The sequence below is a fragment of the Cellulomonas avistercoris genome (genome assembly GCF_014836445.1).
GTDB classification, from domain to species: Bacteria; Actinomycetota; Actinomycetes; order Actinomycetales; family Cellulomonadaceae; genus Cellulomonas; species Cellulomonas avistercoris.
The window spans coordinates 52,703-72,599 of record NZ_JACSQV010000002.1 but is presented as its reverse complement, the minus strand read 5'-3'; the positions used below and the strand labels follow the sequence as shown (position 1 = coordinate 72,599).

The window sequence follows — 19,897 nt, the reverse complement described above, 5'->3', positions numbered from 1 at the left end:
CAGGTGAGGCCGACCTTATCGGGACGATGGGCCTGAGCCGCGGTTTCGGGACGCCAGTACGTTTCCAGTACCGAAAAGCCGGGCCCGTACGAAGGAGTGCGTCATGCTCTACCCCCACCTGTTCTCGCCGCTGACCGTGCGGGGTGTGACGCTCAAGAACCGGGTCGACTTCCCGGCCATGGCGACCAAGATGGGTGCCGACGGCGGGTACGTGACCGACGCGCTCATCGACTACCACGTCGCCCGCGCCCGCGGCGGCTGCGGCCTGCTCACCGTCGAGGCGACGTCCGTGCACAAGCCCACGGCGCCGCGCAACTTCATGTCGATCGCCGACGACTCCTACCTCGAGGGCTGGATCCGCTTCAACGAGGCCGTCCACGCCGCCGGTGGCAAGACCTGCATCCAGCTCTGGCAGGGCGGCATCATCACGCCCGGCCAGGACCCGGCCACGTACGCCGTCATCCCCAGCGACATGCCGGTCGCCCCCGGTGTCGTCCTGCCCGGGGCCACCGTGGAGACGATCGCGGAGGTCGTGCAGGCGTGGGGCGAGGCGGCCGCGCGCGCGGTCGCGGCGGGCTTCGACGTCCTGGAGTTCCACGCCGGCCACAACTACTCCCCGGAGATGTTCCTCTCACCCGGGTTCAACCACCGCACCGACGAGTACGGCGGCAGCGCCGAGAACCGCATGCGCTACCCCCTGGAGTGCATCGACGCGATCCGCGCCGCCATCCCGGACGACGTCCCGCTCATGATGCGGGTCTCCGCGGGCGACGACGGCGTCCCGGGCGGCAACACCGTCGACGACGTCATCGCGTTCGCCACGGTCGCGCGCGAGCACGGCGTCGACATGGTGAACGTGTCCCGCGGCACCGTGATGAGCGTGAACCTGCAGGTCCCGACGATGGACCACGACCGCGGCTTCAACGTCCACAATGCCGCCAAGTTCAAGGCGGACACGGGGCTGGTCACCGTCGCCGTCGGCCGGATCAACGACCCGCAGCAGGCCGAGGAGATCATCGCCTCGGGCCAGGCGGACATGGTCGTCATGGGTCGCGCCCAGATCGCCGACGCCGAGTTCTGCAACAAGGCGATGGCGGGCGAGGAGTGGCGGATCATCCGCTGCATCGGCTGCAACCAGGGCTGCTTCGACCGGATCGCCGCCGCGAACGCCTCGACGTTCCCGCACATCTCGTGCCTGCAGAACCCGGCCGTGGGACGCGAGGCGGAGTTCCGGATCCCCAAGACCGACAACCCCCGCACGATCCTCGTCGCGGGCGGCGGCATCGGTGGCATGGAGGCCGCCGAGCGCCTGCACGCGCTGGGGCACAAGCCGATCCTGTGCGAGGCGTCGGCGCGGCTCGGCGGGCAGTTCTACATGGCCGGGCTGGCCCCGCGGAAGCAGGAGATGAGCGACGCCGCGCTCAGCCGCGCCAGCACGCTCGAGCACTTCGGGGTCGACGTGCGGCTGAGCACGCCCGTGACGCCCGACCTCATCGACCAGGTCGCCCCGGACGAGGTGATCATCGCGATCGGCTCGACCCCCATCACGCTGGACCTCGAGGGCTCCGACCAGAACTCCGTCATCGACACCGAGACGGTCCTCACCGGCTACTCGCAGCTCACGGGCGACGTCGTGGTCATCGGTGGTGGGCTCGTCGGCCTCGAGGTCGCCGAGTACCTCGCCCAGAACGACCCGCGGGTCACCTCCGTGACGGTCGTCGAGATGGGCTCGGAGGTGGGCCGCGACCTGGGCACGCTGCGCAAGCAGGAGGTCCTCACGCACCTCGCCCTGCACGAGGTCGCGACGGTCGTGGACACCCGCTGCCTGCGCATCAACGCCGAGGGGGTCGTCGTCGAGCACGACGGCGAGGTCTCGACCATCCCCGCGACCGGCGTCGTCGTCGCCGTCGGCTCGCGCTCCCTGGACACCACCGAGCTCACCGACCACTGCCTGGCCAGGAGGATCCCGTTCCACATCATCGGCGACGCGCGCTCGCCGCGGCGCGCGATCGACGCCGTCGCCGAGGCCGCGGAGGTGGCGATCTCGGTGCGGTGACGCGTGCCGGCAGCGACGCGGCCGGGGAGACGGTCGAGCTCTCGGCGTGACGCCAGGTCCTCGCACGTCTCCTCGCCCGGTCGCCAGCACATCCACTGCCCGGCCGCGACGCCGGTCAGGCAGGCGATCTCGGGTCCGGTGGAGTCACGAGGCCCGTCGACGCACGGCGATGCGGGTGCCGACGGCGATGTTGACCGCCCCCACGACGAGCGGGAGCATCCCGTCGGCGCCCCCGGGGGTCGCCGCGAGCGCGGCGCCGCCGGCGAGGGCGACGGCCCCGCACACGAGGTACGTCCACATGCGCCTGCGCGACGGCGGGAGCAGCATCGCCTCGCGCAGGTCGAGGTGCGCCGGCACGGGCGGCTCACCCCGCGGGCCGGGCGGTGCGCTCGGCCACGGCGAGGCGAGGACGTCGGCGGGGTCGGTCGCGAACCCGGGGTCGACCGGCGTGCTCGGCAGGCGGTCGAACCAGTAGCGGTCGACGAGGTCACCGATCTGCTCGGCGGTCACACCCCGGCTGACCACGACGACCACCTCGCGCTGCTCGTGGATCACGTCGTCCACGCCCCCGACCTGCTGGAGCATCGCGACGGTCCCCGCGACCAGGCGCTCGTAGGGGTGCGCGGCGACGTCCGAGAACCCGAGCTCGGTACGCAGCCGTCCGTCGCCCAGGGTGGTGACGCGCTCGATCCAGTACACGGGCTCGCCGGCGAGCAGGCCGGGCAGTCTCTCCACGTCTGACCATCGGCACACGGCACGTCGTGCCTGAGTCCGCGCCCAGCAGGTCGCAGCATGCGGGGAGCGTGGTTCCTTGACGTCCCCCGTGACCCTCCTTACGGTGTCACCCACTCGGCCTAGTGAACGTTCCCCGTCGACGATGACGTCGCCACCCGCCGGAGGACCGCAGGACCTTCCCCCAGGCGGTTGCTGATCGATCGTTCGCGGCAGGTGGACCTCTCGGGCGGGTGGTGGACATGCCGGCTCGCGGGGGGCTCGCCTCCTGCTGTGCCGGCTCCGGTGCAGGGCTCGAAGGGGGATCGATGATCGATCGGCGCACCACACGACGGAGTGACGGGACACGAGGGGCGCAGGCCGCGCGGCGGTGGGCGGCACGCGCCACGGGAGCAGGTCTGGCGGTCGCGCTCGCGGCCGTGGGCCTCGGCGTCCCGGCGCAGGCAGCGGCGGCGGAGACGTACGACGTCGAGATCAGCGTGACGGGCAAGGGCACGGTGACCGGCGCCGGCAGCTACGAGGCCGGGGAGACGGTCGAGCTGACGGCGGCGCCGGCGAAGGACCAGGTGTGGGGCGGCTGGACGTCGGCCGACCTCGGCTGGATCGGCGCGCGTGTCGGCTCCTTCACGATGCCGGCGCAGGACGTCGAGCTGACGACCGAGTTCCGCAAGCAGATCGCGTCGCTGAAGAACGTCTACAAGGACTACTTCGACGTGGGCAACATCTACTCGCACCCGGGCACGTACGAGGCGGGGTCGCCCAACTCGGCGACCATCGACCGGCACTACGGCGTCATGACGGCCGAGAACAACATGAAGCCGGACCAGCTGCTGCCCAACGACAACATCGACCCCGAGACCGGTGAGTTCACCTTCAAATTCGATCAGGCGGACGCCTTCGTCGACCAGACGCTCGCGCGCGGCATGAAGGTGCACGGGCACGTCCTCGTCTGGCACGGGCAGTCGCCGCCGCGCATCAACAGCGGCACGACGGGCGGCACGCGCGCGCAGGCCAAGGCCAACATGGAGCGGTACATCCAGGAGGTGCTGACGCACTTCCAGGGCCGCACCGTCTCGTGGGACGTCGTCAACGAGGCGTTCGTCGACGGGCTCGCGGAGTTCGACCCCGCGACGCAGGACTGGCGCGACTTCCTGCGCGGCGGCCCCAACGGCGGCTGGTCCAACTGGTACAGCGCGTACGCCAACGGCGCGGACACGGCCGCGGGCGAGCACGCCGCGGACTTCCTTTACGACGCGTTCGTGTACGCCCGCACGTACGGTCCGGAGACGCAGCTGGAGTACAACGACTTCAACGTCTTCCAGTCCGAGGGCAAGGCGCAGGCCATCATCGCGATGGCCACGGACCTCAACGAGCGGTACGCCGCCGAGCACCCCGAGGACCCGCGGCCGCTGGTCGAGGCGATCGGCATGCAGTCGCACAACTACATCAACCAGACGCCGGCGTTCGCCTGCTCGGACCGCACGCGGCTGCGTCAGCTGGTGAAGGACTCCGCGGCGGAGTGGCAGCCGGGGGCCTGCAGCAACGAGGCGTCGGTCGAGCGGTCGATCCAGCTGATCGTCGAGGCGGGCTTCTCGGTGAGCATCAGCGAGCTGGACCTGCAGGTCTGGGAGGCGTGGAACGGTCAGCCCGAGGGCGACGACCGCACCGCGTACCGCGACCTGAACGACCCGTCGGTGAGCGGCCGGATCTCCCGCGAGGGGTTCACCTACTGGGAGGGGAAGATCACCAACCGGGCCGAGCTGGAGAGGATCCAGGCCCAGCGGTTCGCGGAGTACTTCGCGGTCTACAAGAAGTACTCGACGGACATCAACCGGGTGACGTTCTGGGGCCTGACGGACCAGCTCAGCTGGCGGTCCACCCACAACCCGCTGATCTTCAACAGCGACTTCTCGGAGAAGCTGGGCGCGGTCGCGGTGGCCGACCCCGAGCGGTGGCTCGGCCTGCGCAAGCCGATCGTCGACACCTCGAAGCTCGAGGAGGCGCTCGCCCAGGCCAAGGCGCTCGACCTGCGCGGCCGTGACTACAGCGGCGTCAGCATCGCCAAGGTCAAGGCGGCCATCGGTCGCGTCGTCGCGGTCCTGTCCTCGGGCGGACCGCAGGCGAAGGTCAACGCGGCGACCGCCGCGCTGCTCGACGCCGTCGCCGCGCTCGAGAAGAAGCCGAGCCCGCCCAGGTCGTGACGACCGAGGCGGTGGACGGCCCGCGCGGGTCCAGGGCGGACGCTCCTGGACCCGCGCGGCCCGCGGCGTGCTGCGCTGCGTCGCAGGCCATCGCGTGCAGGCACCGGCCCCTCGGGAGAGGATGGGCACTTCCGTGACCTGAGGGGCGTGCGAGTGGGCGGCAACGCGACATCGATGTACCGCAACGCGGCTCTGCTGTCCCTGGCGGCAGTGACCCCCGACCGCGTGACGACGTCCGCGGAGCTCGACGGGCGTCTGCGGCCCGTCCTGGAGCGGCTGCGCCTGCCGACAGGGCTGCTGCAGCGCATCGCGGGCGTCCACGAGCGCCGCAACTGGGCGCAGGGGCAGAGCTTCGACGCCGCGACCGTCGAGGCGGGGGAGAAGGCGCTCGCCGAGGCGGGCGTCGACCGCGGGCGCATCGGCCTGATCATCAACACGTCGGTCACGCGCCCGCACCTCGAGCCGTCCGTCGCGGTCCGGATGCACCACGGGCTGGGGCTGCCGTCGTCGGCCGTGAACTTCGACATCGCGAACGCGTGCCTCGGCTTCGTCAACGGCATGAGCCTCGCGGCCCAGCTCATCGACGCGGGGCAGATCGAGTACGCGCTGGTCGTCGACGGCGAGGACGCCGACGAGATCCAGCACCACACCGTCGAGCGGCTGTGCCGGCCGGAGACGACCCGGGCCGACTTCATGCGCGAGTTCCCGAGCCTGACGCTCGGCTCCGGCGCGGTCGCCGCCCTGCTGGGACGCGCCGACGCGCACCCCTCGGGGCACCGGCTCGTCATGGGCGTCACGCGCGCCGCCACGCAGTTCAACGACCTGTGCGTCGGCGGCGTCAACGGCATGTACACCGACGCCAAGGCGCTGCTGCGCGGCGGCATGCAGCTCGTCATGGCCGCGTGGCAGGAGGCGCGCCAGCACGTCGACTGGTCGGACATGGACCGGTACGTCATGCACCAGGTGTCCGACGTCCACACCGCCGCCATCATCAAGGCCGCCAAGCTCGACCGTGACCGCGTGCCGCTGACCTACCCGCGGTTCGGGAACGTCGGCCCGGCGTCCATCCCCATCACGCTCGCGCACGAGGCGCCGAGCCTGTCGCCGGGGGACCGCGTCCTGCTCATGGGCGTGGGCTCCGGCATCAACACGGCCATGATGGAGCTCGCCTGGTGACAGGTGCCACGACGGGGCACGCCGACCGGCTGCCCCCGCCCACGACCGCGCCCGCCGGGCTCCCCCCGGTCGACCTGCCCGGCCTGGACGCCGGCTGGTCGCGCCTCGTCACGGTCCCCGAGACCCCGCTGCTCGGGGCGCACGGACGGGCCGACGAGCCCCACGGCGTCGAGCGCACGTGGCACGTCCTCGACACGGGACCGGCGCTCGCCGCACGCGGTGTCACCCCGGTCGGGACCCTGCTGTGCGTGCACGGCAACCCGACGTGGTCGTACCTGTGGCGGGACCTGCTCGCCGCGACCCTCGCCGCCGCGGACGACGCCCCCGGTGATGCCTGGCGCGTCGTGGCCGTCGACCAGCTCGACATGGGCTTCTCCGAGCGCACCGGTACGCACCGGACCCTGCGCCGCCGCGTGCGGGACCTCGCCGACCTCACCGACACCCTCGGCCTCGACGGCCCGGTCGTCACGGTCGGGCACGACTGGGGCGGCGTCGTCTCGCTCGGCTGGGCCGTCGACCACCCCGACGCGCTCGCTGGCGTCGTGCTGCTCAACACCGCGGTGCACCAGCCCGCCGACCGGCCGATCCCGCTGCCGCTGCGCCTCGCGCTGGGTGCGCTCGGCCCCGCGACCGTCGTGACGCCCGCGTTCCTGCGCACGACGCTCGCGCTCGCGCACCCGCCGCTGCCCGACGACGTCAAGGACGCCTACCGCGCGCCGTACGGCACCGCGGAGCGTCGCTCGGGCATCGGTGCGTTCGTCGCCGACATCCCCGCCGGGCCCGACCACCCGAGCGCAGGCGAGCTCGACCGCGTCGCCGACGGCGTCCGCGGCCTCGACGTCCCCGCGCTCGTGTTCTGGGGCCCGCGGGACCCGGTCTTCGGCGACCCGCACCTCGCCGACCTGCTGTCGCGCCTGCCGCAGGCGCAGGTGCACCGCTTCGAGGGCGCGGGGCACCTCGTCGCCGAGGACGTCGACACCGCGGGCGCCGTGCTGACGTGGCTCGCGGACCGGCAGCCGGCCGACGCGGGGAGCGTGCGGGGCACAGGCACGGGCACGGCGAACGGCACAGCGCCGGCGTCGCGGCGCCCGCCCCTGTGGCGCCGCCTCGACGACCTCGCCGACGACGGCTCGACGGCCCTCGTCGAGATGGCGCCGTCGACCGGCGACGGCGTGCGGACCGTGACGTGGCGGCTGCTCGCGCGGCGCGTGCGCGAGCTCGCGGCCGGGCTGCACGCGGCCGGCGTCCGGCGCGGTGACCGCGTCTCGCTGCTCGTCCCGCCCGGTGCCGACCTCACGGCGACGCTCTACGCGTGCCTGCGCATCGGGGTTGTCGTGGTCGTCGCCGACGCCGGGCTCGGCGCGCGCGGGCTCACGCGTGCGGTGCGGGGCGCGCAGCCCGCGGTGGTCGTGGGGGAGCGTCGCGGCCTCGTCGCGGCGCGCGCGCTCGGGTGGCCCGGGCGGCGCGTGTCGACGACGACGCTGCCGCGCGCGACCGCCGCGGCCCTCGGCGTCGAGCTGAGCCTGCCCGACCTCGTGGACCTCGGCGCCGGGGCTGCCCTGCCGCCCGAGCCGGCCCCGGACGATGTCGCGGCCATCCTGTTCACGTCCGGGTCCACCGGCCCCGCCAAGGGCGTCGCGTACACGCACGAGCAGCTCGCGGCGATGCGCGACGCGCTCGCCGACCAGTACGGGCTGGGCGTCGGGACGGGCCTGGTCGCCGGCTTCGCACCGTTCGCGCTGCTCGGGCCCGCGCTGGGCTGCCGCTCGGTGACGCCCGACATGGACGTCACCGCGCCCCGCACCCTGACGGCCCGGGCCGTGGCCGCCGCGGTCGCCGCCGCGCCGGCCGCCCTCGACGGCGCGACCGCGGTGTTCCTGTCGCCCGCGGCCGTCGCCAACGTCGTCGCGACGTCGGACGACCTGACGGACGACGACCATCGCGCGCTCGCGCGCGTGGGGCTCCTGCTCTCGGCGGGGGCACCCGTGGGCGAGGGGCTGCTCGCGGCGATCGGGGACCTGCTGCCCGCGGCCGTGCCGCACACGCCGTACGGCATGACGGAGGGGCTGCTGCTCACCGACGTGACGCTCGAGGAGATCCGTGCGGCCGGGGACGGCGGCGCGGCGGGCGGCGTGTGCGTCGGGCGGCCCGCTCCCGCGGCGACGGTCCGGATCAGCGCGCTCGACGCCGACGGCCGCGCGACCGGGCCGCTCGCGGCGACGCCCGGCGTGACGGGGGAGATCGTGGTCGCGGCGCCGCACGTCAAGGACCACTACGACCGGCTGTGGCTGACGGACCGCGAGAGCCGGCGGGGGACGCCGGACGGCGACGGCGGCGCACGGGCGGACGTCGACGGCGACGTCGCACCGGGCGCCCGGTGGCACCGGACCGGCGACGTCGGGCGGCTCGACGCCGAGGGTCGGGTGTGGGTCGAGGGTCGCCTCGCGCACGTCGTCGTCACCGCCGACGGGCCCGTCACGCCCGTCGGTCCCGAGCAGCGTGCGCAGTCCGTGCCCGGCGTCGCGCGTGCGGGCGTCGTCGGCGTCGGGCCGCGCGGCACGCAGCAGCTGGTCGTCGTGGTCGAGACGGACCCGGGTGCGCGTCGGCCGTCGCTCGCGACGCCCGAGCTGACGGCGGACGTGCGCGCGGCGGTGGGGCGGGACGCCGCGGCCGTGCTCGTCGTCCCCGACCTGCCGACGGACGTCCGTCACAACTCCAAGATCGACCGCGCGCGGCTCGCGCGCTGGGCCGAGGGCGTCCTCGCGGGCGGCCGGGTGGGACCGCCGTGAGGGTCCTCGTCACGGGTGCGTCCGGGCTCCTGGGCCGGACCACCGCCGCGCACGTCCGCGACGCGGGGCACGACGTCCGCACGTTCCAGCGCCGGCCCAGCGGGGTCGACGGCGTGCACGACGTCCTCGGCTCGCTCACCGAGCGCGACGACGTGGACCGTGCCGTGCGGGGCGTCGACGCGGTCGTGCACCTCGCGGCGAAGGTGTCGCTCACCGGCGACCCGGCCGACTTCCGGCGCGTCAACGTCGACGGCACGCGCACGCTCCTCGACGCCGCCGCCCGGCACGGCGTGACCGACGTGGTCCACGTGTCCTCGCCGTCGGTCGCGCACACCGGCACCGCGATCGTCGGCCGGGACGCCTCCCCGGCGGACCCGCAGCGCGCGCGCGGCGAGTACGCGCGCACCAAGGCCGAGGCCGAGCTCCTCGCGCTCGGCGCCGACGGGCCGCTGCGGGTCGTCGCCGTCCGCCCGCACCTCGTCTGGGGGCCGGGCGACGAGCAGCTCGTCGCGCGGATCGTCGAGCGGGCCCGCGCCGGGCGGCTGCCGCTGCTGGGCCACGGCGCGGCCCTCATCGACACGACCTACCTCGACAACGCGGCGTCGGCGCTGGTCGCGGCCCTGCACCGGCTCGCCGACGACGACGGCGCCGTGCGCGGACAGGCGTACGTCGTGACGAACGGCGAGCCGCGGACGGTCGCGGAGATGCTCGCCGGCATCTGCGCCGCCGCGGGCGTCCCCGCGCCCACGCGCCGCGTCCCGGCCCCGGTGGCGAGGACGGCGGGCGGTGCGGTCGAGGCCGCCTGGGCGCGGCTGCCGCTGCGCAGCGCCGACGGCGAGCCACCCATGACGCGGTTCCTCGCCGAGCAGCTGTCGACCGCCCACTGGTTCGACCAGCGCCGGACGCGCACCGACCTGCGGTGGCGCCCCGAGGTCTCCCTCGACGAGGGGCTGCGCCGCCTGGCGGCGTCGTACGGTGCAGACCGGGAGCAGGCCGACGCATCGGACGGGCCGCGGCGCGGCGCGCGCACCGGACGCGACGGTGACGCCCCCCGCGGGAGTGCTCGGCGGTAGGATTCGCGTCAGTCGGTGATGGAGCTAGGCCAGGACCGTGCCCCGTGAGCGTTCACGGCGGCGTCCGGCCGCGTGGCACCACCGACGTCAGCACGGACCCGTAGGTGGCGCGCACGGGGGAAGCAGCGCTGCTGCACGGCGCGCTCGCCCCGAGGAGCCCTCGTCCCGGCGGCACGGGGCGCTGCCCTGGCGTGACCGGTCCTGGTTGGCGGTGGCACGGCGTGCTGCACCGCGGTCGCGGTGCGCACAGGCGCGAAGGAGGAGATGTGGCACGAGCAGGCCAGCGCGGCTCCGGTCGGGCACGCGGCGACGCCGGCACGCAGCGTCGCCGTCCTGCGCGCCCCGCGGAGCAGGGCATCGTCCCGGTGCTCGCGGGTCTCGCGCGTGAGGTCGACGCCGCGGTGAAGCGGCCGCCGACACGTGCGACGGTGCGCACGAAGTTCCAGGTCGTGGCGCTGCTGGTGCGCGAGGAGCGCGCCCGCGTCATGGCCGACACCACGCTGTCCCAGGCGCGACGGACCGAGCAGCTCAAGCGGCTCGACGGGGTCGCGACCCAGCTGGCCAAGACCGCGGCCCGGGACACCTCGCTGCTCGAGCTGCTCGCCGACGACGCCCGGGTCTCCGACGCCGCCCGCGCCTACCGCGCGACGGTCATGCGCGCCGGCGGTCTGGAGCCGCCCGAGGAGCCCGAGCCCGCCGCCCCGCCCGCACCGGTGCCCGGTGCCGAGAAGCGCGTCGTGCCGCGGTCGGTCATCTCCCATCAGCGCGCGAACCCGTTCCTCGCGCCCGACTTCGAGGCCGCCGCCCAGCGGATCGTGGCGCGCCCCCGGCGGCTCGCCGGCTGGGAACTGCTCGAGCCGCTCTTCCGGTCCTTCGAGGACGCGACGCCCGGCGCGCCGGCGTGCATGAAGCTGCCCGAGCCGCGCCACGTGCCGACGCCCCCCGGCCGCGAGCTCATGCCGCACCAGGCGCAGGTCGTCGCGGCGGCCGTGCGCGGTCACCGCACGTTCCTGCTCGCCGACGAGCCGGGCCTCGGCAAGACCGCGCAGGCGCTGCTCGCCGCGCAGGCCGCCGACGCGTTCCCGCTGCTGGTCGTCGTCCCCAACGTCGTCAAGACCAACTGGGCGCACGAGGTCGGCCTGTGGACGCCGCTGCGCCGGGCCACCGTCGTCCACGGTGACGGCGACGACGTCGACGCGTTCGCGGACGTCGTCATCGTCAACTACGACATCCTCGACCGGCACGTCGGCTGGCTCGGCGACCACGGCTTCCGCGGGATGGTCGTCGACGAGGCGCACTTCATCAAGAACACCGGCTCGCAGCGCTCCAAGCACGTCCTGGCGCTGTCCGAGCGGATCCGTGAGCGCATGGCCCGGCCGCTGCTGATGGCGCTCACCGGCACGCCGCTCATCAACGACATCGAGGACTTCCGCGCGATCTGGCAGTTCCTCGGCTGGATCGACGAGACCAAGCCGCTGGGTGCGCTGATGACGGCGCTCGAGGACACCGGCCTGACCCCGGCGGACCGCGGCTTCTCCGCTGCCGCGCGGGCCGCCGTGATCGACATGGGCATCGTGCGCCGCCGCAAGGCCGACGTGGTCGCCGACATCCCCGCGCGCCGGGTGGCGGACCTGCCGGTCGAGCTCGACGGCGCCGTCGGCCGCTCGATCCGCGCCGCCGAGGCCGTCCTCGCGCAGCGCCTGGTCAGCCGGTACCGCGCGGCCCTGGAGGCGCGCGGGGGAGACCTAGCCGTCGACGGCATCGACCTCGACCTGGCCCGCCGGGTCGCCGCGTCCGAGCTCAAGGACGCGAGCTCCAAGACGGGTGGCGAGAACGTCTTCACGATGGTCCGCCGGATCGGTCAGGCCAAGGCCGGGCTCGCCGCGGACTTCGCGGCACAGCTCGCGCGCAACGTCGGCAAGGTCGTGTTCTTCGCCAAGCACATCGACGTCATGGACGTGGCCGAGCAGACGTTCGCCGACCGTGGCATCCGCTACGCCTCGATCCGCGGCGACCAGACGCCCCGGGCCCGGGCCAAGAACGTCGCCGCGTTCGTCGACGACCCCGAGGTGTCGATCGTCGTGTGCTCGCTGACGGCCGCGGGCGTGGGCCTCAACCTGCAGGTCGCGTCCAACCTGGTCCTCGCCGAGCTGTCCTGGACCTTCGCCGAGCAGACGCAGGCCATCGACCGCATCCACCGGATCGGTCAGGACGAGCCCGTCACCGCGTGGCGCATCGTCGCCGCCCAGACCATCGACTCGCGGATCGCCGAGCTCATCGACAGCAAGTCGGGCCTGGCCGCCCGCGCGCTGGACGGCGCCGGTGAGGACGAGGACGGGTCCTCGAGCGACGTGCAGGTCGAGGCGCTGGTCGGGATGCTGAAGGACGCGCTCGCCGCGGACGACGTGATCTGACGGGCCGAGCGCCCGTCACTCGCAGGCGACGCCGTCGCCGTCCCGGTCGAGCTTGCGTGCGTACCCGGGCTGGCCGACGAGCAGCGGCGCGGCGCCCGCAGCACGGACGGCGTCGCAGTTCTGGTAGAAGACGCTCCCGCCACCCGAGCCACCCGAGCCACCCGACGCGGCGGAGCCCCCGGACCCGCCGGACGCCGGCGCGGAGGCCGCCGACGCGGCGCGCGCAGCCTGGCGCGCGGCGTCCGCCTCACGGGCCTCCTCGGCGCGGCGGGCCTCGTCGGCCTGCCGCGCGGCCTCCTCGGCGACGCGACGCGCCTCCTCCTCCGCGGCGACCCGCTCGGCCTCGATGCGCTGCTCCTCGGTGGCACGCAGCGCGTCCGTCGTCACCTGGGCGGCGGTGACGCGCTCGTGCTGGCGTGCCGTGCGTTCGCGCAGGTCCACCAGCACGTCCTCGTCGTAGCGGGACGTCGGACCGGACGTCCGGTCGCCGTCGAGCAGGGCGAGCAGCGCGCCACCTGTCGTCGCGGCGGTCGCGAGCCGCGTGCGGTGCCGGTCGACCTCCTCGAGGCCGACGCCCGTGGCGAGTCCCGCGGAGGCGACGACGGTGTTCTCCGTGTCGTCCTCGAGGGCAGCGACCTGACCGGGCAAGGTGCAGTCGACCTCGGCGTCGTGCAGCCCGGCACCGGCCGCCCGCGCGGCCTGCTCCGCCTCGTGCACGGGCGGGTAGAACTTCTCGTTCGGCTCCACCACGACCGCGTGGCCCATGCCGCGCCGCGCGATCTCGGCGTTGACGAGCAGGTCACCGGTGAACACGCCCGCGAGCAGCCGGTCGTACCGGTCGTGCAGCTCGACGTCGGTCTCCAGGCGCACCTCGGTGCCCACGGGCAGCAGCTCGCGCAGGACGTCCGCCGCGTCCTCGCCGAGGCACTCGACGGGCTCGTCCGGGTCGACGGACTCGGGTGCGTCCACGTTGAGGAGCCGCACGCGGACCTCGGTGCCGTCCCGCTCGACGTCGACGGTGTCCCCGTCGACCACCTCGACGACCGTCGCGGTGTCGGAGGGTCCGCCGCCGCAGGCCGTGAGCGTGAGGGCCGCCAGGACGACGGCGAGCAGGGCGGTGGCGGGACGCGCGAGGGCGCGGGCAGGGTGCACGCACGGGGATCGACCCGCCACCGGGTGCGCTTGACCCGGTGCGCGTGCGTTCACCCGGGCGCCTACCGCTCGACGACCCCCTGCGAGCGTCCCTCCAGCACGGCGTGCAGCGCGCCCGTCACGACCATGGCCACGGTCGGCAGCCACGCGGCCGCGTCGGGGAACGCCAGCAGCGTCCCGACCGCGGCGAGGTACACGTTGGTCAGTCCCGAGGTGGTGCGGATGCCGCGCAGCGCGACGTCCGCGGCGCGGGCGACCCGGCCGCGTCCGTCCGTGACGAGGGTCGCGCCGTCGCGGATGGCCCCGGCGTGGCCGAGCATGCCGAAGCCGAGCACCGCGAGCATCGCGACGAGCCCGGCCGCGCGCGGCACCGAGCCGTCGAGCGCGGCCAGGGCGGCGGGCACCGCCAGCAGCACGCCCAGCGTCATCGCGACGAGGTCGCCCGGCGGCACGCGCCGCAGGTCGAAGCCGCCGGCGGCCGACCGGACCCCCGCGCGGTTCGCGAGCGCCCACAGACCCAGCGGGAGCAGCACCATCCACAGCAGCGCGTAGTCGCGGACCATCGTCGCCGCGACGAGGCCGAGGCCGGCGCCCACGACGAGCGCGACCGTCTGCTGCGCGACCCGACGGGCGTGGTGACGGACGGGGGAGGCGGTCAGGGGTGGTGCAGGCACCCGGTGAGGTTAGGCGACCGTGCGAACCCTCGCCGCCGCCCGCGCCGGGGTCCCGTCCTCACGGATGCTCGCGGTCGGCCCGCTGCCGGTCCCCGAACCACCGCGTCAGGTGCGGCGCGAGGTCGTCCTGGCCGGCGCCGACCCACGCCACGTGCCCGTCGGGGCGCAGCAGCAGGCCGGGTGCGTCGACCTCGTCGCTGCCGTCGACGACGTGGTCCACGCGGTCGGACCAGCCGGCGACGGACAGCGCGCCGGTCCGGTCGAGCAGCAGCCCGCGCCCCGCGTGCAGCAGCGGGTACAGCCGCCTGCGGCCCAGCCGGACATCGCGCTGGCGCCGACCGACCGGCTCGGGCCCGCCGAGGTCGTAGCGGATCGCGAGCCCGGCGACGCGCTCGGCGAGCACCCGCCGCACGTCCGGCAGCGCCATGAGGTCGGTGAGGACCCGGCGCACGGCCTGCGGCCCCGGCTCGGGCAGCAGCAGCTCGCTCTGCGCGCGCGTGAGCGTCAGGACGTCCTCGGCGACGGGCCGCCGCTCGGCGCCGTACGTGTCGAGCAGGCCGTCGGGCGCCCAGCCGCGGACCTGCGCCGCGAGCCGCCAGCCGAGCGCGAACGCGTCCTGGATGCCGAGGTTCAGCCCCTGCCCGCCCAGCGGCGGGTGGACGTGCGCCGCGTCGCCGGCCAGCAGCACGCGGCCCTGCCGGTAGCGGTCGGCGACCCGCGTCGCGTCCGTGAAGCGCGTGAGCGAGCGCGGGGCGTGGACGCCGAAGTCCGTACCCGCGTACGCGCGCAGCTGCGTGCGCAGCTCGTCCAGGCTCGGCGGGACCGAGCGGTCCTCGGTGACGCCCGCCGCGGGGACGACGGCGCGGTGCAGCCCGTCGCCCGCGGGCCCGATGCCGAACCCCTTGTGCCGGGCGCGCACGTCGGCGGCGATGCGCGCGAGCTCGTCCGGCGGCGTCGTGACGTGCACCTCGCCGAGGATCCACTCGGTGCGTGCCGGCTCGCCGGGGAACCCGATGCCGACCGAGCGCCGCACGAGGCTGCGCCCCCCGTCGCACCCGACGACCCACGCGGCGCGGAGGCGCTCACCGCCCGTGAGGGTGACGTCCACGCCGTCGTCGTCCTGCGCGACGTCGGCGACCTCGCACCCGCGCCGGACCCGCGCACCGAGGCCGACGGCGTGCTCGAGCAGCAGCCGGTCGGTGACGGGCTGCGGGATGCCGAGCACGTAGCCGTGGGCCGTGTCGAGGTCGGGTGGTGCGGGGGCGTCGATCGCGGCGAAGTGCCCCACGCCCCCGGGGTACTGCTGCCCATGGGCGAGGAACCGGTCCAGCAGCCCGCGCTGGTCCAGCACCTCGATGCTGCGCGGGTGCAGGCCCAGGGAGCGCACGGCAGGGTTCGCCTCGGCGTCCCGGTCCAGGACCAGCACGTCGACACCGTGCAGCCGCAGCTCGGCCGCCAGCATCGCGCCCGTCGGACCGGCACCGCTGATGATCACGTCGGACATGCCCACCCCTGTCGTCGGCGGCCGGGTGGCCGCGACCGACCATCCTGGGTGCCGACCGGGGGCTTGCGGCAAGCCCCGGGTCGGGTCGTAACCTGGACACGGCGGGCGGGGTCACCAGCCGCGCGTGCCCGTCCCGCCCTTGAAGGGTCCGACGACGCGGCTCGTGCGCCAGCCGCCGTAGAAGTCGCCGTCCTGCGGCTGGACGAGCTCGCCGTCGACGGTGCACGTCAGCCCGTCGGGGTAGAGCGCGACGTGGCCGACCAGGGCCTCGTAGCCGGGCGCCGGGTCCGGGTACCCCCACGCGGCGCGCCGCAGCACGACGCGCCCGCCGCGCTCGTCGACGCCGACCACGTCGCTGTACGTGGCGCGGCCCTTGAACTCGCAGAAGGTCGTCGGGCCGTCGGCGGGCACGAGCGCGCCGGGGGTCACGTCGGCGAGCGGCAGGTAGTACGTCGGCGGGTGCGACGTCTCCAGGACGCGCAGCGCCCGGCGCGTGTCGGCGACGACCGTCGTGCCCAGCCGGACGACGACACGCTCGGGGCTCGGCACGACCGCCGGCGGGCGCGGGTAGTCCCAGACGGACTCCTGACCGGGCGCCGGCGTCGTGGCCGGGCGCCCGCCCGGTGGTGCTGTGCGCGGCCGCCAGGCGCCGCCGGCCTCGGGTTCCATGCCCCCAGTGTCCGCCGCGGTGGGGCGCGGCGGCCACCCGCATTCGCCGCACCGGCCGGACGTCCCGCACCATGGACCCGTGGAGACGCGCGCACGGGCACGGGCAGGGCTGGCGGCTGCCGCGCTGGTGTGCGCGGTGACCGTGACGGGCTGCGTCGCCGCCGCGCCCGCGGAGCCCGAGGTCGTCGTCGTCCGCACGCCCGTCGTGGCCGACAAGTCCGCGGTCCCCGCGCCGGCACCGCTCGGAGCGGTCGACCTGGCGTCGCTGCCCGTCGTCGAGCCGCGCAACGTCGTCCCCGGCCTGCCCGGCACCGACGGTCTCGAGCAGCGTCGCAACGACGACCCCGCCCTCGGCACCTGGCAGACCGCGACCGTCGTGCGCGACACGGCCGGGTACGACGCGGTGCACGGGCGGCCCGTGGCCACGGTCCCCGCGGTGACGCTCGACGTGCCGACGGTGCTGCCCGTCATCGACCAGCGCGGCGGCTGGCTGCGCGTCCTCGTCGCGACGCGCAGCGCGCTGCCGAGCCAGGACGTGTCCCAGGTCAACGGGCGCAGCGTGTGGATCCGCGCGCAGGACACGACGCCCTCGGGCACGGACTGGCGGCTGCACCTGGACCTGGCGGCGCTGAGCCTGACCGTCGACGACGGCACGACGACCAGCACCGTGCCGGTCAAGGCCGTGGGCGCACCGGGGTCCCCGACGCCCGCGGTGCCGCAGTTCGTCGTCGGGTCGCAGTGGGAGCAGCCGGGCACGTACACGCCGCGCGTCCTGCTGCTGTCCAGCCAGAGCGAGACGATCGACGTCTACGACAAGGCGACGGGGACGTCGGCGACCGCGATCCACACCAGCCCGATCGCACGCACCGGCGCCATCTCCAACGGGTGCGTGCGCGTGAGCGAGGAGGTCCTGGACCTGCTGTGGGGCAAGGTCCCGCCGGGGACGGTGTTGACGGTCGCCTGACCGGGTGGTCCCGGTCGCGCCTCAGCCCTTGCGCGTGGCCGCCGCGATCGCGTCCGCCGCACGGATCAGCCCGATGTGGCTGAACGCCTGCGGGAAGTTGCCGATGAGCCGGCCCGCGCCCGCGTCGTACTCCTCGCTCAGCAGGCCCACGTCGTTGGCGTACCCGAGGAGCTGGTCCATGAGGGCCCGTGCCTCGGCCAGTCGCCCGCTGTGCGCGTAGTGCTCGACGAGCCAGAAGTTGCAGATGAGGAACGGGTGCTCGTCCCCGGCGATGCCGTCCATGCCGTTGTCGGTGCGGTAGCGGTGCACCAGACCGTGCGCGTCGACGAGCTCGGACTCGATGCGCGCGACCGTGCCGAGCATGCGGGGGTCGTCGTGCGCGATGAATCCGGTGTGCGGCAGCTGCAGCAGCGACGCGTCCACCCGGGTGCCGTCGTACACCTGCGTGAAGCTGTTGAGCGAGGGCTCGAACCCGCGCTGCTCGATCTCGTCGCGCAGCCGGTCGCGGATCTCGCGCCACCGCTCCACCGGTCCGTCGAGACCGTGCGGGTGCTCGACCGCGGTGATGCCCCGGTCGAAGGCGGCCCACATCATGACGCGCCCGTGCGTGAAGTGGTGCAGCTCGCCGCGCATCTCCCAGATGCCGTTGTCCTTGCGGTCGAGGTTGCGCTCGCAGAACCGCAGCAGGCTCTTCTGCAGGCCCCAGGAGTACTCGTCCTCCTCGACCCCCGCGTCCCGCAGCAGCCCGAGCGCGATCATCACCTCGCCCACCACGTCGGCCTGGTACTGGTCAGCCGCGCCGTTGCCGATGCGCACCGGGCGCGACCCCTCGTAGCCGGTGAGGTGACCGAGCACCTTCTCGGTGAGCTCCCGCTCGCCGCCGATCCCGTACATGATCTGGATCTTCTCGGCGTCACCCGCCACGGCGCGCAGCAGCCAGTCACGCCACAGCACAGCCGCGTGCGCGCTCCCGTGCGCCACCGCGACCTCGATCGTCAGGGCCGCGTCCCGCAGCCACACGTACCGGTAGTCCCAGTTGCGGCTGCCGCCCAGGCTCTCGGGCAGGGACGCGGTCGGTGCCGCGACGACCCCGCCCGTCCTGCCGTGGGTCAGGGCACGCAGCACGAGCATCGAGCGCAGGACCTGCGGGTCGTACTCGGTGTCCACGTCCCGGGCCGCCGACCAGTCCGTCCAGTACTTGATCGTCGCCGCCAGCGCGTGGTCGACCGACGCCGGCTCCGGCCGGTCCTCGTACGACGGGAACGCGGACAGGTCCCAGTCGAGGGTCTCGCGGGCCTCCATGCGGAACCGGCCCGTGAGCCGGGGCGCACGCCGTCCGGCCTCGCCGTCGGCCGGGACGTCGACCGCCTCGGGCTGCTCCGCGGCCCCGTCCGGCAGCCCCTCGGCACCCGCGTGCGCCCACGTCAGCAGAGGCCCGACCAGCATGAGCCCGTCCGGGCCCGCGAGCGACAGCAGCGCGGGCGCACCGGCGTGGTCCACGACGCGCACCCACGGCGTCGCCCGCGCGTAGTCGAACCGCAGCCGCAGGTCGTGCTCGATCTCGGCCTCTCCCTCGAGGCACTGGACGCGCCGCACGAGGTCCGCGCGGTCCGCGGCGATCGGCAGGAAGTCCGTGACCCGCACGCGCGCGGTCGGGGTCCGCCACGTGGTCTCCAGGACGAACGTGTGCGGGATGTACCGGCGCTCGACGACCTCGCCGTCCACGACGGACAGCCGCCAGCGCCCGTCGTCGGGGCCGCCGAGCAACGCAGAGAACACCGCGGGTGAGTCGTAGCGCGGGAGGCACAACCAGTCGATGCTCCCGTCCCGTGACACCAGCGGACCGGTGCACAGGTCGGAGAGCAGCGCGTAGTCCTCCAGCGGAGTGCTCATCCCTGCCTGTCTACCCCGTCCGGCGGTGCTCGGCGACGCGACGTACCGTGCGTGTGCCACGAAGGAGGTGACGCGCGTGCCGGTCGAGCCCACCGACGCCCGCCGTCGGCTGCGTGCGCTCGAGCACGGGACGACGCCCGAGGACGCCCTCGCGCTGTTCGACGCCCCGCCCGCCGTGGGCGTCATGGACGTGCGCGGCGACCCGCGGCCGTACGTCCTCGTCCTGCAGCGGCACGCCGGCTGAGGCGTCAGTCGGCGTCCGAGCCCTCCTCGGGGTCCTCGGCGGCCGAGCCGGCCGACGGGGGGTCGACGTCCGCCGCACTCGGCCCCGGGCCGGTGTCGACCGGCTGTCGCTGCTGGTCGTGGTCGTGGTCGTGGCCGTGCGGCGTCCCGGGGGACGCAGGACCGGGGTTCTCGCTCATGGCTGCTCCTCTCGCACCGGCGACCGCGACGCCGTCGCCTCCGTCGAGCATCCCCATCCGACCGCCGTCGCGCACGTCGGGGTGCGGGTCGCGGGCAGGGGTCGTGACCTGCGCACACACGCACGGCGCGTGGAGGGGCTGAGCCGGCGGTGGCCACCAGCGGGTGAGCGCCTCACCC

Annotated in this window: 15 protein-coding genes; 8 read left to right on the top strand and 7 right to left on the bottom strand. The window is 74.8% G+C overall.

The window, feature by feature from the left end; translation table 11 throughout:
- Window positions 1–103 precede the first annotated feature (103 nt).
- Window positions 104–2,056 (top strand): bile acid Fe-S flavoenzyme BaiCD, encoded by a 1,953-nt coding sequence (gene baiCD / locus H9657_RS02620; protein WP_191780076.1) that lies wholly within the window; start codon window positions 104–106, stop codon window positions 2,054–2,056.
- Between the two features lie 144 nt (window positions 2,057–2,200).
- On the opposite strand, the gene H9657_RS02615 is transcribed toward baiCD, so the two are convergent.
- Window positions 2,201–2,791 carry a hypothetical protein gene (locus H9657_RS02615; RefSeq protein WP_191780074.1) on the bottom strand — a complete coding sequence of 197 codons (591 nt, stop codon included), beginning with the start codon at window positions 2,789–2,791 and terminating at the stop codon, window positions 2,201–2,203.
- Between the two features lie 305 nt (window positions 2,792–3,096).
- Between H9657_RS02615 and H9657_RS02610 the strand changes: the two genes are divergently transcribed.
- The 5 genes from H9657_RS02610 to H9657_RS02590 all read left to right on the top strand — a co-directional run bounded on the left by H9657_RS02610 (window position 3,097) and on the right by H9657_RS02590 (window position 12,441).
- Window positions 3,097–4,989, top strand: coding sequence for an endo-1,4-beta-xylanase (locus H9657_RS02610; protein WP_191780072.1), 1,893 nt, complete (start codon window positions 3,097–3,099; stop codon window positions 4,987–4,989).
- Window positions 4,990–5,136: 147 nt separating this feature from the next.
- Window positions 5,137–6,165, top strand: coding sequence for a 3-oxoacyl-ACP synthase III (locus H9657_RS02605; protein WP_318241239.1), 1,029 nt, complete (start codon window positions 5,137–5,139; stop codon window positions 6,163–6,165).
- Window positions 6,162–8,954: an alpha/beta fold hydrolase gene (locus H9657_RS02600; RefSeq protein WP_318241238.1), complete on the top strand. Its 2,793-nt coding sequence runs from the start codon at window positions 6,162–6,164 to the stop codon at window positions 8,952–8,954. The genes H9657_RS02605 and H9657_RS02600 overlap by 4 nt, the downstream gene beginning before the upstream one ends.
- Entirely contained in the window at window positions 8,951–10,027 is a 1,077-nt protein-coding gene (locus tag H9657_RS02595) for an NAD-dependent epimerase/dehydratase family protein (RefSeq protein ID WP_191780068.1), read from the top strand. The genes H9657_RS02600 and H9657_RS02595 overlap by 4 nt, the downstream gene beginning before the upstream one ends.
- A 266-nt stretch (window positions 10,028–10,293) precedes the next feature.
- Window positions 10,294–12,441 carry a DEAD/DEAH box helicase gene (locus tag H9657_RS02590; protein WP_191780066.1) on the top strand — a complete coding sequence of 716 codons (2,148 nt, stop codon included), beginning with the start codon at window positions 10,294–10,296 and terminating at the stop codon, window positions 12,439–12,441.
- A 15-nt stretch (window positions 12,442–12,456) separates the two neighbouring features.
- Here H9657_RS02590 and H9657_RS02585 read toward each other — a convergent pair whose 3' ends face one another.
- The 4 genes from H9657_RS02585 to H9657_RS02570 form a co-directional block, all read right to left on the bottom strand.
- Window positions 12,457–13,593 carry a thermonuclease family protein gene (locus tag H9657_RS02585; RefSeq protein ID WP_318241237.1) on the bottom strand — a complete coding sequence of 379 codons (1,137 nt, stop codon included), beginning with the start codon at window positions 13,591–13,593 and terminating at the stop codon, window positions 12,457–12,459.
- 62 nt (window positions 13,594–13,655) lie between these two features.
- A complete protein-coding gene (locus tag H9657_RS02580) occupies window positions 13,656–14,267 on the bottom strand; it encodes a hypothetical protein (protein WP_191780064.1) in 612 nt (203 codons plus the stop codon).
- A 58-nt stretch (window positions 14,268–14,325) separates the two neighbouring features.
- Window positions 14,326–15,771: an FAD-dependent monooxygenase gene (locus H9657_RS02575; RefSeq protein ID WP_191780062.1), complete on the bottom strand. Its 1,446-nt coding sequence runs from the start codon at window positions 15,769–15,771 to the stop codon at window positions 14,326–14,328.
- A gap of 111 nt (window positions 15,772–15,882) precedes the next feature.
- A complete protein-coding gene (locus H9657_RS02570) occupies window positions 15,883–16,440 on the bottom strand; it encodes a DUF427 domain-containing protein (RefSeq protein ID WP_191780060.1) in 558 nt (185 codons plus the stop codon).
- Between the two features lie 79 nt (window positions 16,441–16,519).
- Between H9657_RS02570 and H9657_RS02565 the strand changes: the two genes are divergently transcribed.
- Window positions 16,520–17,404, top strand: a complete 885-nt coding sequence (locus H9657_RS02565; RefSeq protein WP_191780058.1) for a L,D-transpeptidase — start codon at window positions 16,520–16,522, stop codon at window positions 17,402–17,404.
- A gap of 21 nt (window positions 17,405–17,425) precedes the next feature.
- On the opposite strand, the gene H9657_RS02560 is transcribed toward H9657_RS02565, so the two are convergent.
- Entirely contained in the window at window positions 17,426–19,297 is a 1,872-nt protein-coding gene (locus H9657_RS02560) for a glycoside hydrolase family 15 protein (protein WP_191780056.1), read from the bottom strand.
- Between the two features lie 76 nt (window positions 19,298–19,373).
- On the opposite strand from H9657_RS02560, the gene H9657_RS02555 reads away from it, so the two are divergent.
- Window positions 19,374–19,541, top strand: coding sequence for a hypothetical protein (locus H9657_RS02555; protein WP_191780054.1), 168 nt, complete (start codon window positions 19,374–19,376; stop codon window positions 19,539–19,541).
- 4 nt (window positions 19,542–19,545) lie between these two features.
- On the opposite strand, the gene H9657_RS02550 is transcribed toward H9657_RS02555, so the two are convergent.
- On the bottom strand, window positions 19,546–19,719 hold the full coding sequence (locus H9657_RS02550) for a hypothetical protein (protein WP_191780052.1): 174 nt from the start codon (window positions 19,717–19,719) through the stop codon (window positions 19,546–19,548).
- Window positions 19,720–19,897 lie beyond the last annotated feature (178 nt).

Excerpts from the sequence above, each read along its gene's own strand:
- baiCD (WP_191780076.1), top strand. The coding sequence starts at position 104 with ATGCTCTACCCCCACCTGTTCTCGCCGCTGACCGTGCGGGGTGTGACG.
- H9657_RS02610 (WP_191780072.1), top strand. The coding sequence starts at position 3,097 with ATGATCGATCGGCGCACCACACGACGGAGTGACGGGACACGAGGGGCG.
- H9657_RS02575 (WP_191780062.1), bottom strand. The coding sequence starts at position 15,771 with ATGTCCGACGTGATCATCAGCGGTGCCGGTCCGACGGGCGCGATGCTG.
- H9657_RS02570 (WP_191780060.1), bottom strand. The coding sequence starts at position 16,440 with ATGGAACCCGAGGCCGGCGGCGCCTGGCGGCCGCGCACAGCACCACCG.
- H9657_RS02560 (WP_191780056.1), bottom strand. The coding sequence starts at position 19,297 with ATGAGCACTCCGCTGGAGGACTACGCGCTGCTCTCCGACCTGTGCACC.
- H9657_RS02550 (WP_191780052.1), bottom strand. The coding sequence starts at position 19,719 with ATGAGCGAGAACCCCGGTCCTGCGTCCCCCGGGACGCCGCACGGCCAC.